The sequence below is a fragment of the Streptomyces sp. NPDC048507 genome (genome assembly GCF_043199995.1).
In the GTDB taxonomy this organism is placed as follows: domain Bacteria; phylum Actinomycetota; class Actinomycetes; order Streptomycetales; family Streptomycetaceae; genus Streptomyces.
Window position 1 is genome coordinate 54,759 of sequence record NZ_JBICWZ010000018.1, and the last position, 14,131, is coordinate 68,889.

The 14,131-nt window shown below is 73.2% G+C and carries 15 protein-coding genes; 6 read left to right on the top strand and 9 right to left on the bottom strand.

Annotated elements, in window-relative coordinates; genetic code table 11:
- Positions 1-4: 4 nt before the first annotated feature.
- Together ACGFXC_RS32170 and ACGFXC_RS32175 are read left to right on the top strand one after the other, a co-directional pair.
- Positions 5-547 carry a GNAT family N-acetyltransferase gene (locus ACGFXC_RS32170; RefSeq protein ID WP_393718415.1) on the top strand — a complete coding sequence of 181 codons (543 nt, stop codon included), beginning with the start codon at positions 5-7 and terminating at the stop codon, positions 545-547.
- 83 nt (positions 548-630) lie between these two features.
- Positions 631-1,221: a CGNR zinc finger domain-containing protein gene (locus tag ACGFXC_RS32175; protein WP_393718464.1), complete on the top strand. Its 591-nt coding sequence runs from the start codon at positions 631-633 to the stop codon at positions 1,219-1,221.
- Between the two features lie 140 nt (positions 1,222-1,361).
- Here the strand turns inward: ACGFXC_RS32175 and ACGFXC_RS32180 are convergent, their stop codons facing one another.
- The 3 genes from ACGFXC_RS32180 to ACGFXC_RS32190 all read right to left on the bottom strand — a co-directional run bounded on the left by ACGFXC_RS32180 (position 1,362) and on the right by ACGFXC_RS32190 (position 4,435).
- Positions 1,362-3,011 carry a phospho-sugar mutase gene (locus ACGFXC_RS32180; protein ID WP_393718416.1) on the bottom strand — a complete coding sequence of 550 codons (1,650 nt, stop codon included), beginning with the start codon at positions 3,009-3,011 and terminating at the stop codon, positions 1,362-1,364.
- A 28-nt stretch (positions 3,012-3,039) separates the two neighbouring features.
- The gene (locus ACGFXC_RS32185; protein WP_351822993.1) at positions 3,040-3,846 is read right to left on the bottom strand and encodes a purine-nucleoside phosphorylase; all 807 of its coding nucleotides are present in this window, start codon (positions 3,844-3,846) and stop codon (positions 3,040-3,042) included.
- A 151-nt stretch (positions 3,847-3,997) separates the two neighbouring features.
- On the bottom strand, positions 3,998-4,435 hold the full coding sequence (locus tag ACGFXC_RS32190) for a gamma-glutamylcyclotransferase (RefSeq protein ID WP_351822996.1): 438 nt from the start codon (positions 4,433-4,435) through the stop codon (positions 3,998-4,000).
- Positions 4,436-4,619: 184 nt separating this feature from the next.
- Here ACGFXC_RS32190 and ACGFXC_RS32195 point away from each other — a divergent pair, with 184 nt between their 5' ends.
- Both ACGFXC_RS32195 and ACGFXC_RS32200 read left to right on the top strand, forming a co-directional pair.
- The gene (locus ACGFXC_RS32195) at positions 4,620-6,059 is read left to right on the top strand and encodes an NAD(P)H-quinone dehydrogenase (RefSeq protein WP_393718417.1); all 1,440 of its coding nucleotides are present in this window, start codon (positions 4,620-4,622) and stop codon (positions 6,057-6,059) included.
- Between the two features lie 187 nt (positions 6,060-6,246).
- On the top strand, positions 6,247-7,221 hold the full coding sequence (locus ACGFXC_RS32200) for a DeoR/GlpR family DNA-binding transcription regulator (protein ID WP_351823002.1): 975 nt from the start codon (positions 6,247-6,249) through the stop codon (positions 7,219-7,221).
- 145 nt (positions 7,222-7,366) lie between these two features.
- Here the strand turns inward: ACGFXC_RS32200 and ACGFXC_RS32205 are convergent, their stop codons facing one another.
- On the bottom strand, positions 7,367-9,130 hold the full coding sequence (locus tag ACGFXC_RS32205; RefSeq protein ID WP_393718418.1) for a biotin carboxylase N-terminal domain-containing protein: 1,764 nt from the start codon (positions 9,128-9,130) through the stop codon (positions 7,367-7,369).
- A 377-nt stretch (positions 9,131-9,507) separates the two neighbouring features.
- On the opposite strand from ACGFXC_RS32205, the gene ACGFXC_RS32210 reads away from it, so the two are divergent.
- A complete protein-coding gene (locus tag ACGFXC_RS32210) occupies positions 9,508-9,948 on the top strand; it encodes a hypothetical protein (protein WP_393718419.1) in 441 nt (146 codons plus the stop codon).
- Here ACGFXC_RS32210 and ACGFXC_RS32215 read toward each other — a convergent pair.
- The 5 genes from ACGFXC_RS32215 to ACGFXC_RS32235 all read right to left on the bottom strand — a co-directional run bounded on the left by ACGFXC_RS32215 (position 9,929) and on the right by ACGFXC_RS32235 (position 13,125).
- Positions 9,929-10,537 (bottom strand): nucleoside triphosphate pyrophosphatase, encoded by a 609-nt coding sequence (locus ACGFXC_RS32215; protein ID WP_393718420.1) that lies wholly within the window; start codon positions 10,535-10,537, stop codon positions 9,929-9,931. The genes ACGFXC_RS32210 and ACGFXC_RS32215 overlap by 20 nt on opposite strands.
- Before the next feature lie 52 nt (positions 10,538-10,589).
- Positions 10,590-10,724 (bottom strand): morphogenic membrane protein MmpB, encoded by a 135-nt coding sequence (gene mmpB, locus ACGFXC_RS32220; RefSeq protein ID WP_393718421.1) that lies wholly within the window; start codon positions 10,722-10,724, stop codon positions 10,590-10,592.
- A gap of 96 nt (positions 10,725-10,820) precedes the next feature.
- Positions 10,821-11,033, bottom strand: coding sequence for an acyl-CoA carboxylase epsilon subunit (locus ACGFXC_RS32225; protein ID WP_351823105.1), 213 nt, complete (start codon positions 11,031-11,033; stop codon positions 10,821-10,823).
- 21 nt (positions 11,034-11,054) lie between these two features.
- Positions 11,055-12,647 (bottom strand): acyl-CoA carboxylase subunit beta, encoded by a 1,593-nt coding sequence (locus ACGFXC_RS32230; protein ID WP_393718422.1) that lies wholly within the window; start codon positions 12,645-12,647, stop codon positions 11,055-11,057.
- A gap of 226 nt (positions 12,648-12,873) precedes the next feature.
- Complete coding sequence (locus tag ACGFXC_RS32235) at positions 12,874-13,125, bottom strand: zinc ribbon domain-containing protein (protein WP_393718465.1); 252 nt, start codon at positions 13,123-13,125, stop codon at positions 12,874-12,876.
- A gap of 113 nt (positions 13,126-13,238) precedes the next feature.
- Between ACGFXC_RS32235 and ACGFXC_RS32240 the strand changes: the two genes are divergently transcribed.
- Positions 13,239-14,102 (top strand): biotin--[acetyl-CoA-carboxylase] ligase, encoded by an 864-nt coding sequence (locus tag ACGFXC_RS32240; protein ID WP_393718423.1) that lies wholly within the window; start codon positions 13,239-13,241, stop codon positions 14,100-14,102.
- The last annotated feature ends 29 nt before the right edge of the window (positions 14,103-14,131 follow it).

Sequence of the window (14,131 nt, forward strand, 5' to 3'; positions counted from 1 at the left end):
CCGGATGATCGTCGACGGGGTGGAGATGCGGGGCGTCACGCTCGACGACGCCGCCGGGCTGGCCGGCGTACTGGCCCGCAACCGGGCGTTCATGAAGCCCTACGAGCCCCACCGCCCCGACCGCTTCTACACCGAGGCCGGGCAACGGGAGCGGATCGAGGGGCTGCTGGCCGAGTGCGACGCCGGCCGGACCCTCCCGTACGTGCTGGTCGCCGGCGCGGACCCGGTCGGCGGGATCAACCTCGGCTCCATCGCGCTGGGCCCCCTGCGCAGCGGCGGCGTCGGCTACTGGATCGACCGGGACTGGAACGGCAGGGGCCTGGCCACGGCCGCCGTCGAGGAGGTCTGCCGGATCGCCCGCGACGAACTCGCCCTGCACCGGGTCGAGGCCGGCACCCTGCTCGGCAACCTCGCCTCCCAGCGGGTCCTGACGAAGACCGGCTTCACCGCGTACGGGACCGCCCCCCGCTACCTCCACATCGACGGGGCCTGGCGCGACCACCGCCTCTTCCAACGCCTGCTCCACGACGACCCGCCGCCCGCGTAGGGCCCTGCCGGGGGGTTCCGCTGCGCACCGCGTCCCGGCACTCTGGGGAGGCGGCCCACGGCGAGACCTAGGCGGTGACGCGCATGTGGTTCGACTCCGGGCGGGTCTGTCTCGACCTGCTGGCCACCTCCACGTCCCACGGGGACGCGGACGGCATACGTGACGCCGACGGGCTGCGGCTGTGGCTGGTCGGCGCCGGACTGGTGCCCGACCGGACCCCGCTCGGGCGGCTGGGGCCCGACTGGGTGGCGGCCTTCCACGGTCTGCGCGCCGACGTGGACAGCCTGGTACGGGCCGAACTGGCCGGCGCCGGCGGGCCGCAGGACGGCGCCGCGGCCCTGGCCCGGGTCAACCGGGCGGCGGCCGGGCCGCCGCCCGGGCTGTGCGCGGTACGGGACCGGGAGGGGCACCTGGTGCGGGAGCTGTGCGGCGGGGTGGAGTGCCCCGGCCTGCTCGCGGCGGTGGCCCGGGACGCGGTGGAGCTCCTGACGGACCCCGGCGACCTGGCACTGCTGCGCGCCTGCGGGGGCGACGGCTGCGCCCGGGTCTACCTCGACACCTCCCGTGGCCACCGCCGCCGCTGGTGCTCCAGCGAGCGGTGCGGCAACCGCGAGCGCGTGGCCCGCCACCGGCGCCGCGTGCGCAGCGTGGTGGGCGCGGCGGGGGAGGAGTAGGCGCGGACCCCGCACCGCGCGATCCCGCACCGCGCGATCCCGCGGGGCGCGACCCCGCAAGCCACGACCCCGGGCGGCGCCGTCCGGGGAACGCCGACGGCCCCCGAGCCGGGGCTCGGGGGCCGTGGGGGCGGGGCCGCTCAGATGCCTGCGGCCGCCGCGAGGTCCTTCTTGACGGCGTCCAGGACCTCCTGGCCGCGGGCGCGGGCCGGGGCCAGGGCGGTCGCGTCGGCCACCGGGACGACGACCTCCAGGTAGCACTTGAGCTTGGGCTCGGTGCCGGAGGGGCGGACGATGACGCGGGCCTTGTAGTCGCCGTCCAGGTAGTAGCGCAGCCCGTCCGTGGGCGGGAGCGCGTCCGTACCCCGGTTCAGGTCCTCCGCCGAGACCACCCGCAGGCCCGCCAGCGACACCGGCGGCTCGGCGCGCAGCGCGGCCATGGCGTTCGCGATGACCGACAGGTCCTCGACGCGGACCGACAGCTGGTCGGTGTGGTGGAGGCCGTGCTCCATGGCCAGGTCGTCCAGCAGGTCGGTCAGGGTGCGGCCCTGCTCCTTGAGGACCGAGGCCAGCTCCGCCACCAGCAGGGCGGCCGTGACGCCGTCCTTGTCGCGGACGCCCTCGGGGTCCACGCAGTAGCCGAGCGCCTCCTCGTAGCCGTAGCGCAGGCCCTCGACGCGGGAGATCCACTTGAAGCCGGTGAGGGTCTCCTCGTACGGCAGGCCCGCGGCCTCGGCGATCCGGCCCAGGAGCGACGAGGAGACGATGGACTCCGCGAAGGTGCCCCGGGCGCCCTTGTGGACCAGGTGGGCCGCCAGCAGCGCGCCGACCTCGTCGCCGCGCAGCATCCGCCAGCCGCCGTCGCCGTCCGGGACGGCCACCGCGCAGCGGTCGGCGTCCGGGTCGTTGGCGATGACGATGTCCGGCTGCGCCTCGGCGGCCTTCGCGAAGGACAGGTCCATCGCGCCCGGCTCCTCCGGGTTGGGGAAGGCGACCGTCGGGAAGGCCGGGTCCGGCTCGGCCTGCTCGGCGACGAGCACCGGGGCCGGGAAGCCGTGCCGGGCGAAGGCGGCCAGTACGACGTCCTTGCCGACGCCGTGCATGGCCGTGTAGACCGTCCGCACGCCCCGGGGGGACCCGGGGGTCAGGACGGCGTCCGTACGGGCCAGGTAGGCCTCCAGGACCTCGTCGCCGAGGTCCTCCCAGCCGGAGTCGGGGCGCGGGACGGAGTCGAGCGCGCCGATCGCGTCGATCTGCGCCGCGATCTGCGCGTCCGCCGGGGAGACGATCTGCGAGCCGTCGCCGAGGTAGACCTTGTAGCCGTTGTCCCGGGGAGGGTTGTGGCTCGCGGTCACCTCGACGCCGGCGACGGCGCCCAGGTGCCGTATGGCGAAGGCGAGGACCGGCGTCGGCAGCGGCCGGGGCAGGACGGCCGCGCGCAGCCCGGCGCCGGTCATCACGGCGGCGGTGTCGCGGGCGAAGTCGGCGGACTTGTAGCGCGCGTCGTAGCCGACGACGACCAGGCCGCCGGCGTGGCCCTGGGCCGTCAGGTGGGCCGCGAGGCCCGCCGCGGCCCGGATGACCACGGCGCGGTTCATCCGCATCGGGCCCGCGCCGAGCTCGCCGCGCAGTCCGGCGGTGCCGAACTGCAGCGTGCCGGAGAACCGGTCCGCGAGGTCCGCCGTGTCGCCCGCCGCGATGATCCGGCCGAGCTCGGCCGCCGTCTCGGGGTCGGGGTCCTCGGCCAGCCAGGCCTGCGCCCGGGTGATCAGGTCGTCCTGTTCCTGCACTGCTTCCGCCTTACCTCTCGTACGTCGATCAGATGCGGGCGAGGACCTGCGTCAGCAGCGTGCCCATGCGGGCGGCCGAGTCGCGGCCGGCCTGGAGGACCTCTTCGTGGTTGAGCGGCTCGCCGGACAGGCCCGCCGCCAGGTTGGTGACCAGGGAGATGCCCAGGACCTCGGCGCCGGCCTCACGGGCGGCGATGGCCTCCAGCACGGTGGACATGCCGACCAGGTCGGCGCCCATCACGCGGATCATGTTGATCTCGGCCGGGGTCTCGTAGTGCGGGCCGGGGAACTGGACGTAGACGCCCTCCTCCAGGCTCGCGTCGATCTCCTTGCACATCGCGCGCAGGCGCGGCGAGTACAGGTCGGTGAGGTCGACGAAGTTCGCGCCGACGATCGGCGAGGTGGCCGTCAGGTTGAGGTGGTCGCTGATCAGGACCGGCTGGCCGGGCTTCATGCCCTCGCGCAGACCGCCGCAGCCGTTGGTCAGGACGACGGTCTTGCAGCCGGCGGCGACGGCGGTGCGGACGCCGTGCGCGACGGCGGCGACGCCGCGGCCCTCGTAGTAGTGGGTCCGGCCGAGGAAGAGCAGCGCGCGCTTCTCGCCGATCTTGTACGAGCGGATCTTGCCGCCGTGGCCCTCGACGGCCGGGGGCGGGAAGCCGGGCAGTTCGGTGACCGGGAACTCGGCCTCGGGCGCACCGAGCGCCTCGGCGGCGGGGGCCCAGCCGGAGCCCATGACGAGGGCGACATCGTGGGAATCGACGCCGGTCAGCTCGCGCAGGCGGGTGGCGGCGGCGTCGGCGTGGGCGAAGGGGTCGGTAACAGATGCGTTCACGCGGACGAGCGTAGCCGCTCTCGGCCTACGCGCGTAGATGGCGCAGCTCACGGTGTTCGGATCGTTGCCTTGTCGTTTCCGCCGAATCGTCCCCGGCGGGCGCCGCGCGGCCCGGAGGGCCGCCGGGGACCCGCTGGAGGCCGGGCGGAGATCAGCAAGGGCGCTTGCGGATCTCCATGACGTAGTCGTGCGGGGCGCCGGCCGATTCGGCGGCGTCGGCGATCTCGCCCAGGTAGCGCGCCGAGGGCAGACCGCCCTCGTAGCCGTTCAGGACGTACACCCACGCGGCTTCCTCGCCGTCCAGGGTGTGGACCCGGATCCGCATGCGCCGGTAGATGTCGAGCCCGACGCCCTCCCAGCGGTCCATGGAGTCCTCGTCCAGCGGCGCGATGTCGTAGAGGGCGACGAAGACCTGGTGGCGGGGGGCTTCGACGACCGTGGCGAGGGCGCCCTCCCAGCCCATCTGCTCGCCGCCGAAGGTCAGCCGCCAGTCGTTGATCCAGCCCGTGCCGCGCAGCGGCGAATGCGGAGCGCGGCGCGTCATCAGCCGCGGGTCGAGGTTGCCGGCGTACGCGGCGTAGAGCGACATGAGGTCGAGGGTACGGGAGGGGCGCCCCGGCCCGCGTGCCCGGATGGCGGACCGGGGGTGGCACCGGGGGAGAAGCACCTTGATGAGTGCGGGACAATGGGGCACGGAATGCATCCCCCGGGGAGACCCCCCGGAACACCGGCCGGGGCGGCAGCCGGCCGGGTAGACGTGAGGCGGACTTTTCGTGACCCGGATCGTGATCATCGGCGGCGGACCCGGCGGGTATGAGGCGGCCCTGGTGGGGGCCCAGCTCGGCGCGGAGGTGACCGTCGTGGACTGCGACGGTCTGGGCGGGGCGTCGGTGCTCACCGACTGCGTGCCCTCGAAGACTCTCATCGCGACCGCCGAGGTCATGACGACCTTCGACTCGTCGTACGAGGAGCTGGGCATCGTCGTCGCGGACGACACCCCGCACATCGAGCAGGCCGCGCGCGTCGTCGGCGTGGACCTCGGCAAGGTGAACCGGCGCGTCAAGCGCCTCGCGCTCGCCCAGTCCCACGACATCACGGCCTCCGTGACCCGGGCCGGCGCCCGCGTCCTGCGCGGCCGCGGCAAGCTCGGCGGCCCGCAGGGCATCGACGGCACGCGGGACGTCATCGTCACGGCCGCCGACGGCACGGAGACGATCCTGACCGCCGACGCCGTCCTGATCGCCACCGGCGGGCACCCCCGCGAGATCCCGGACGCGATGCCCGACGGCGAGCGGATCCTGAACTGGACCCAGGTCTACGACCTGGAGGAGCTGCCCGAGGAGCTCGTCGTCGTCGGCTCCGGCGTCACCGGCGCCGAGTTCGCCGGCGCGTACCAGGCGCTCGGCTCCCGGGTGACGCTGGTCTCCTCGCGCGACCGCGTGCTGCCCGGCGAGGACCCCGACGCCGCCGCCGTCCTGGAGGACGTCTTCCGCCGCCGCGGCATGAACGTCGTCGGCCGCTCGCGCGCCGAGTCCGTCAAGCGGGTGGGCGACCGAGTCGAGGTGACCCTGTCCGACGGGCGCGTCATCGGCGGCACCCACTGCCTGATGGCCGTCGGCGCCATCCCGAACACCCGGGACATGAACCTGGAGGAGTCCGGGGTCCGGCTCAAGGACTCCGGCCACATCTGGACCGACAAGGTCTCCCGCACCACCTCGCCGGGCGTCTACGCGGCCGGTGACGTCACGGGCGTCTTCGCGCTGGCCTCGGTGGCCGCCATGCAGGGCCGCATCGCGATGTACCACTTCCTCGGCGACGCGGTGACCCCGCTCAACCTCAAGACGGTCTCCTCGAACGTCTTCACCGACCCGGAGATCGCCACCGTCGGCTACACCCAGGCCGACGTGGACGCGGGCAAGATCGACGCCCGCGTGGTCAAGCTCCCGCTGCTGCGCAACCCCCGCGCGAAGATGCAGGGCATCCGGGACGGCTTCGTCAAGCTCTTCTGCCGCCCGGGCACCGGCATCGTGGTCGGCGGCGTGGTCGTCTCGCCGCGCGCGAGCGAGCTCATCCACCCGATCTCGATCGCGGTCGACAACAACCTGACGGTCGAGCAGATCGCAAACGCGTTCACGGTGTACCCCTCCCTGTCCGGTTCGATCGCCGAGGTCGCCCGTCAGCTGCACACCCGCAAGGCGGCCGGCGAGGTCTGAGCCGCGGCCAACCGCCCCTTCCCGCAAGGAGGTTGGGGCGGGAGTCGAGGTGAGGGGCGGATGTGCCGCGGATGTTCGCGCTGCGGCCCCGCCGCGTATACCACTAGTCGGCCCACCGTATGGACAACTTCGGTATTCCGGCGCAAAGAGCTGAAAGCAGACGGTCGCTGGCATTACTGTCAGTTTCGTGTTCGCTGCAGAACGTCGCCAATTGATCCTCGAAATGGTGCGCGCCAACGGAGCCGTCTCGCTCCGTGAGCTCGCCCGCGTCGTCCAGACCTCCGAAGTGACCGTACGGCGGGACGTGCGGGCACTGGAGGCAGAAGGACTCCTCGACCGCCGGCACGGCGGTGCGGTACTGCCGGGCGGTTTCACGCGGGAGTCCGGCTTTCCGCAAAAGTCCCACCTCGCGACCGCGGAGAAGACCGCCATCGCCGACGTCGCGGCCGGCCTCGTCGAAGAGGGCGAGGCCGTCGTCGTCGGTGCGGGCACCACGACCCAGGAGCTGGCCCGCCGGCTCGCCCGGGTGCCCGGCCTCACCGTCGTCACCAACTCGCTGCTCGTCGCCCAGGCCCTGGCGCACGCCAACCGGGTGGAGGTGGTGATGACCGGCGGCACCCTGCGCGGGTCCAACTACGCCCTCGTGGGCAGCGGCGCCGAGCAGTCCCTCCAGGGGCTGCGGGTGTCCCGGGCCTTCCTGTCCGGGAGCGGCCTGACCGCCGAGCGCGGGCTGTCCACCTCCAACATGCTCTCCGCGAGCGTGGACCGGGCGCTGGTGCAGGCCGCGGCGGAGGTGGTGGTGCTCGCCGACCACACGAAGCTCGGCACCGACACGATGTTCCAGACCGTCCCGACGGACGTCATGACGCGACTGGTCACGGACGAGCCGCCGCCGCACGACGACCGGGCCGCCACCGAGCTCCAGGCACTGGCCGACCAGGGCGTGCAGATCACCGTGGCGGGCGCCGCGGTGGCCTCCGGCGGGGGCCACGGCGGCGGCGCGGGCGGGGAGGGCATGCAGGGCCGCAGGCCCCGCCGCGAATCCCCGCTGCCGGTCCAGCGGCGCGGCGGCCCCACCGCCCAGCTGCGCAGTGCCCCCGCGTCGATGCTGGAGCAGCAGGCCGGGGAACGGGCCCGCGTCGCGGACATGCGGCGCCGCTGACCGCCGGATCCGCGGACGGACGGTGTCCGTCGGGCCGCTCCCGCCAGGGTGGCCCGGCGAAGACCGCCCGGACCGGCTCCGGAGGACGACGAGGCCCCGCCCGGTTTCCCGGGCGGGGCCTCGTCACGTGCGGGGATCCGGGAGGTCAGTCCTTGATCTCGCAGATGGTGGCGCCGGAGGTGAGGGAGGCGCCGACCTCGGCGTTCAGGCCCACGATGGTGCCCGAGCGGTGGGCGTTGAGGGGCTGCTCCATCTTCATGGCCTCCAGGACCACGATCAGGTCGCCCTCGTTGACCTGCTGGCCCTCCTCGACCGCGACCTTCACGATCGTGCCCTGCATCGGCGAGGCGAGGGTGTCGCCCGAGGCGGCGGGACCGGACTTCTTGGCCGCGCGCCGCTTGGGCTTGGCGCCGCCCGCGGCGGCGGTGCGGGCCAGGGTCATGCCCAGCGAGGAGGGCAGTGAGACCTCCAGGCGCTTGCCGCCGACCTCGACCACGACGGTCTCGCGGCTCGGCTCGTCCTCGGTGTCCTCGGCCGCCGGGGCGACGAAGGCCGGGATGTCGTTGACGAACTCGGTCTCGATCCACCGGGTGTAGACGGTGAAGGGGCTGCCGTCCGTCGGCGCGAACGCCGGGTCGGTGACGACGGCGCGGTGGAAGGGGATGGCGGTGGCCATGCCCTCGACCTCGAACTCGGCGAGGGCGCGCGCGGCACGCTGGAGCGCCTGCTCGCGGGTGGCGCCGGTGACGATCAGCTTGGCCAGCAGGGAGTCCCAGGCCGGGCCGATGACCGAGCCGGACTCGACACCGGTGTCCAGGCGCACGCCCGGGCCGGTGGGGGGAGCGAAGCGGGTGACGGTGCCCGGGGCGGGCAGGAAGCCGCGGCCGGGGTCCTCGCCGTTGATGCGGAACTCGAAGGAGTGACCGCGCAGGACCGGGTCGCCGTAGCCGAGCTCCTCGCCGTCGGCGATCCGGAACATCTCGCGGACCAGGTCGATGCCGGCGACCTCTTCGGTGACCGGGTGCTCGACCTGGAGGCGGGTGTTGACCTCCAGGAAGGAGATCAGGCCGTCGGCGGAGACCAGGAACTCCACCGTGCCCGCGCCGACGTAGCCGGCTTCCTTCAGGATCGCCTTCGAGGCGGCGTACAGCTCCTCGTTCTGGGCGGGCGTCAGGAACGGGGCGGGGGCTTCCTCGACCAGCTTCTGGTGGCGGCGCTGGAGCGAGCAGTCGCGGGTGGAGACGACCACGACGTTGCCGTGGGTGTCGGCCAGGCACTGCGTCTCGACGTGGCGGGGCTTGTCGAGGTAGCGCTCGACGAAGCATTCGCCCCGGCCGAAGGCGGCGACGGCCTCGCGGACGGCGGAGTCGTAGAGCTCGGGGATCTCCTCCAGCGTGCGGGCGACCTTCAGGCCGCGGCCGCCGCCGCCGAAGGCGGCCTTGATCGCGATGGGCAGGCCGTGCTCGCGGGCGAACGCGACGACCTCGTCGGATCCGGCGACCGGGTCGGGGGTGCCCGCGACCAGGGGCGCGCCGGCCCGCTGGGCGATGTGCCGGGCGGCGACCTTGTCCCCGAGGTCGCGGATGGCCTGCGGGGGCGGCCCGATCCAGGTCAGCCCCGCGTCGAGGACGGCCTGGGCGAACTCGGCGTTCTCGGACAGGAACCCGTACCCGGGGTGGATCGCGTCGGCCCCGGAGTCCGCCGCGGCCTGCAGGACCTTCGCGAAGTCGAGGTAGCTGGCGGCCGGGGTGTCACCGCCCAACGCGAAAGCTTCGTCTGCCGCGCGGACGTGCAGGGCGTCCCGGTCCGGATCGGCGTAGACGGCTACGCTCGCGATCCCGGCATCCCGGCAGGCCCGGGCAACGCGGACAGCGATTTCGCCACGGTTGGCGATGAGCACCTTGCGCACGATGGCTCCCTCCTTGAAACAAGCTGAGTTTAGGGACAGCCGACACGGCCTTTCGACCCTTCCCCGGTGGTGAGCTTGCCCACACAGAGGGTGACGCGAGGGTCCTCGTACCGCGAAAGCCCTTGTGTCGCCCCAGGTCAGGGAGATCCCCGACTGCACAGTAACCCCGTTGCGCGGAGAAGGTCTCTGTCCGGCGGGTCAGCGGCCCCCGCTGATTCTTTGTCGAGTCCCTACGAACGGCCTATGCATTCTTTGAGTGAGAGCCGTCACGGAGGGCTCGCGTAACGAAGCCGCCCCGCCCCCTTGTCCGCAGGTTTACTCGTTAGTAGCCTCCAGGGCGTCGAACACGCTTGTGGTGTGCGGGGGATGGGGGCGTCGTGCTGCGCAGATTCACGGCCGGGCTGGGCGCGCTCGCGCTGGCCGTGGAGGCGGCGGTCCTGGTGCTCGTCCACGTCGTCCTCGGCCGGACGACCGCGAACCAGTCGATGTCCATCGCCGGCATGGACCCGGACGTCATGTCCGCGGCCACCTACGGGCTCGGCGCGGCCCTGGGGGCCTTCCTGCTGCTGTCGGCCGTACTGCTGGCCCTGACCGGCCTGCGCGACCGGGCGCCCGGCCGGTTCGCCCGCGTCGTGCTCATCGCCGCCGCGCTCGCCCACGTCCTCCTCGGCGCCCTGGCCGTGGGGCTCGTCGGCTGGGGCGCCTTCGCGGCGACGATGCTGATCCTGTGCCTGCTCGTGCTGACCCTGACGCTCTACCCCGCGGGCCGGGTCCGGCCGGGGCCGCCGGTCAAGGAGCTCAGGCCCACAAGTCCGTGATCGAAACGCCCAGTTCGCCGAGCAGGGAGCGCAGCAGCGGCAGCGAGAGGCCGATCACGTTGCCCGGGTCCCCGTCGATGCCGTCGATGAAGGGCGCCGACAGGCCGTCCAGGGTGAACGCCCCCGCCACGTGCAGCGGCTCGCCGCTCGCCACGTACGCCGCCACTTCCGCGTCCGTCGGTTCGCCGAAGCGGACCGTCGTGGAGGCGGTCGCCGAGACCTGACGGCCGGTGGCCGTGTCGATGACGCAGTGGCCCGTGCGCAGGATCCCGGCCCGGCCGCGCATCGACTTCCAGCGGGCGGTGGCCTCCGTGGCGTCGGCCGGCTTGCCGAGGGCCTCGCCGTCCAGCTCCAGCACCGAGTCGCAGCCGATCACCAGGGCGCCCGCGGCCTCCTCCAGCCCCGCCACGACGGCCGCCTTGGCCTCGGCCAGGGCGAGGGCGAGCTCGGCCGGCTCGTCGTGGTCCAGGGTGTCCTCGTCGAACCCGCTGACGATCACGTGCGGGGCCAGGCCGGCCTGCCGCAGCAGGTTCAGCCGGGCGGGGGAGGCGGAGGCGAGGACGAGCGTGCGCTGTGGCTCTACGGTCATGGGGCCATCGTAGGGCGGCCCGGGGCCGCCCCCGGCGGCTGGGGCGCGGCGATCAGAACGGGGCTATGCCGAGCACGTACACCGCGACGACCATCGCCAGCGCGAGCAGCAGCAGCAGCCGCCGGAGCATCGCCTGGGCCTCGCGCATGTCCTCGGGCGGCTCGTCCTTCGGGTCTGACCAGAGCATGCCCCGATCCTGGCCCCGCCGCGGCGGTGGCGCCTGAGTACACGTACTCAGGCGCCACCGTCCGTTCGCGTCATGTTCCCCGGGTCACGGCCCGGCTCAGCCCTGCGCGGGCCAGTACGTACGGCCCCACGCGTGCGGGCCCGGCTGCGGCAGCCGCCGCCGCGCCACGCGGCGCGGGGACGCCCACTCGTCCGGGACCCGGGGCGCGCCCGACGGGGCCGAGGCCAGCGCCGCCGCGCGCGCCTGGACCACCGCCAGTGCGGCGGCCAGCTCCTCGGGGGTCGGGTTGCCCTTGACGACCTTGATCATCACGGTGAGCTCCTCGGGGGCCTAGAGGGGGATGTTGCCGTGCTTCTTCGGGGGCAGGGACTCCCGTTTGGTACGCAGCTGGCGGAGCCCCTTGACCACGTGGGCGCGGGTCTCGGACGGCATGACCACCGCGTCGACGTATCCCCGCTCGGCGGCCGTGTAGGGGTTGAGCAGCGCGTCCTCGTACTCGCCGATCAGGCGGGCGCGCACCTCCTCCACCTCATTGTCCCCCGCTTCGGCGATGGTGCGCCGGTGGAGGATGTTCACCGCGCCCTGGGCGCCCATGACGGCGATCTGCGCGGTCGGCCAGGCCAGGTTCAGGTCGGCGCCGAGGTGCTTGGAGCCCATGACGTCGTAGGCGCCGCCGAAGGCCTTGCGGGTGATGATGGTGATCATCGGGACGGTGGCCTCGGCGTACGCGTAGATGAGCTTCGCGCCGCGCCGGATGATCCCGTTGTACTCCTGGTCGGTGCCCGGCAGGAAGCCCGGTACGTCGACGAAGGTCAGCACCGGCACGTTGAAGGCGTCGCAGGTCCGCACGAACCGAGCCGCCTTCTCGGAGGCGTTGATGTCCAGGCAGCCGGCGAACTGCATCGGCTGGTTGGCGACGATGCCCACCGGGTGCCCCTCGACCCGGCCGAAGCCGGTGAGGATGTTCGGGGCGAACAGCGACTGCGTCTCCAGGAACTCGCCGTCGTCCAGCACGTGCTCGATCACGGTGTGCATGTCGTACGGCTGGTTCGCGCTGTCGGGGATCAGCGTGTCCAGCTCCAGGTCGGACGCGCCGACCTCGGTGTCCGCCTCCTCCGGGAACGCGGGCGGCTCGGAGAGGTTGTTCGACGGCAGGTACGCCAGCAGGGACTTGACGTACTCGATGGCGTCCTTCTCGTCGCCCGCCATGTGGTGCGCCACGCCGGAGGTGCTGTTGTGGGTGCGGGCACCGCCGAGCTCCTCGAAGCCGACGTCCTCGCCGGTGACCGTCTTGATGACGTCCGGTCCGGTGATGAACATGTGCGAGGTCTGGTCGACCATGACGGTGAAGTCGGTGATGGCCGGGGAGTACACGGCGCCGCCGGCGCAGGGGCCGACGACCAGACTGATCTGCGGGATCACACCGGAGGCGTGGACGTTGCGGCGGAAGATCTCGCCGTACATGCCGAGCGCGCTGACGCCCTCCTGGATGCGGGCGCCGCCGGAGTCGTTGATGCCGATGACCGGGCAGCCGGTCTTCAGCGCGAAGTCCATCACCTTGATGATCTTCTGGCCGTAGACCTCGCCGAGGGCCCCGCCGAAGACGGTGAAGTCCTGCGAGAACACGGCCACCGGACGGCCGTCCACCGTGCCGTAGCCGGTGACGACGCCGTCGCCGTAGGGGCGGGTCTTCTCCAGCCCGAAGTTGGTGGATCGGTGCCGGGCGAACTCGTCCAGCTCTACGAAGGACCCCTCGTCCAGCAGCAACGCGACCCGCTCACGGGCCGTCAGCTTGCCCTTGGCGTGCTGCTTCTCGACGGCCCGCCCGGAACCGGCGTGGGTGGCTTCCTCGACGCGGCGGCGCAGATCCGCGAGTTTGCCCGCGGTCGTGTGCGTGTCGATCGGCTCTGAGGGTTGTGACATCGGGGTCGCGGCTCCCTGTGTGGTGTCAACTGCCTGGTCAATTGAATGACTGCTGCTGGCTACTGGTGCGTAGCGTATCGGCGGGCATGGCGCTCGGCAGTGCGGCGTTTGACACACCTGCATTGGCTTGCCTGGCATCGCCGCCTTCCCTAGGGGAGGCGGCTCCCGCCCTCGCGGGCGGGGCTTCCCGCTCCGTCGCGCTCCGCCGTGGACGGGGGAACCCCGTTCAGGTCTTGCGCCCGCTCCCCCGGAGGTGGTTCGCCGCGTTCCCGTCCCGGTCGTGGACCGTACCGCAGCCCGAGCACGTCCACTCGCGGACGGTCAGGGGCAGCTCGTCCGCGACGGCTCCGCAGGCCGCGCAGCCGCGTGGAGCTTCGCCACTCTGGTGCGGGCGTCGGCCGGGTTCCTGCTGTTCTTCTCCTGCCGTGCCAGCGCCCGCCGTGCTCGCCCCTGCGCGTCGTCCGGGTAAAAACGGAATCTGAACGCCCTGTTTACCGCAGAATTCCCCACGGCCCGGAAGCTAGGGTCGGTCATGATCCGGACTCAGGCTCGGGTCATGGGGTCACGTACGGCGACATAAGGAATCCGATCATGTCATCAGAGCCCTCAGCCGGAGGTTCCGCGGGACGCTGGTCGAGTTTGGACCGGCCTCCCCTCAATGCCGCGGCGCTGAGCCGGGCCCTCGTCGCCGAGGGCGGGCTGTGGACCTCCCTGGAGGTGGTCGCCGCCACCGGGTCCACCAACACCGATCTCGCGGCGCGGGCCGCGCGGCTGCCGGAGGGGGCCGTGCTGGTCGCCGAGGAGCAGAGCGCGGGGCGCGGCCGCCTGGACCGAACCTGGACGGCGCCGGCCCGGTCGGGGCTGTTCTTCTCCGTCCTGTTCAAGCCGGGCGCGGGCGTGCCGCAGGAGCGGTGGGGGTGGCTGACGCTGCTGGCCGGGGTGGCCGCCGCGCAGGGGCTGTCCCGGGCGGCGGGCACGGACACCGAGCTCAAGTGGCCCAACGACCTGCTGGTTGCGGTGGACGGGGAGGAGCGCAAGACCGGCGGCATCCTCGCCGAACGGGTCGGGGACGGGGTCGTCGTCGGGATCGGGCTCAACGTGAGCCTCACCGAGGACGAGCTGCCCGTGCCGGCCGCCGGGTCGCTGCTGCTGGCCAAGGCCGCGGTGACCGACCGCGAGCCGCTGCTCAAGGCGGTGCTGCGGTCCCTGGAGGAGTGGTACGGGAACTGGCGCGAGGCCGGCGGCGACCCCGGGGAGTGCGGGCTCCAGGAGGCGTACGCGGCCGGCTGCGCGACGCTGGGCCGCCACGTCCGCGCGGAGCTGCCGGGCGGGCGCACGCTCACCGGAACGGCCGAAGCGCTGGACGCGGACGGACGGCTGGTGATCCGTACCCCGGAGGGCGAGCGGGAGGCCGTCGGGGCGGGAGACGTGGTGCACCTGCGCTCCGTGCGCTGACCCCGGCGGGGCCCCGGGCGGCGCCGCCG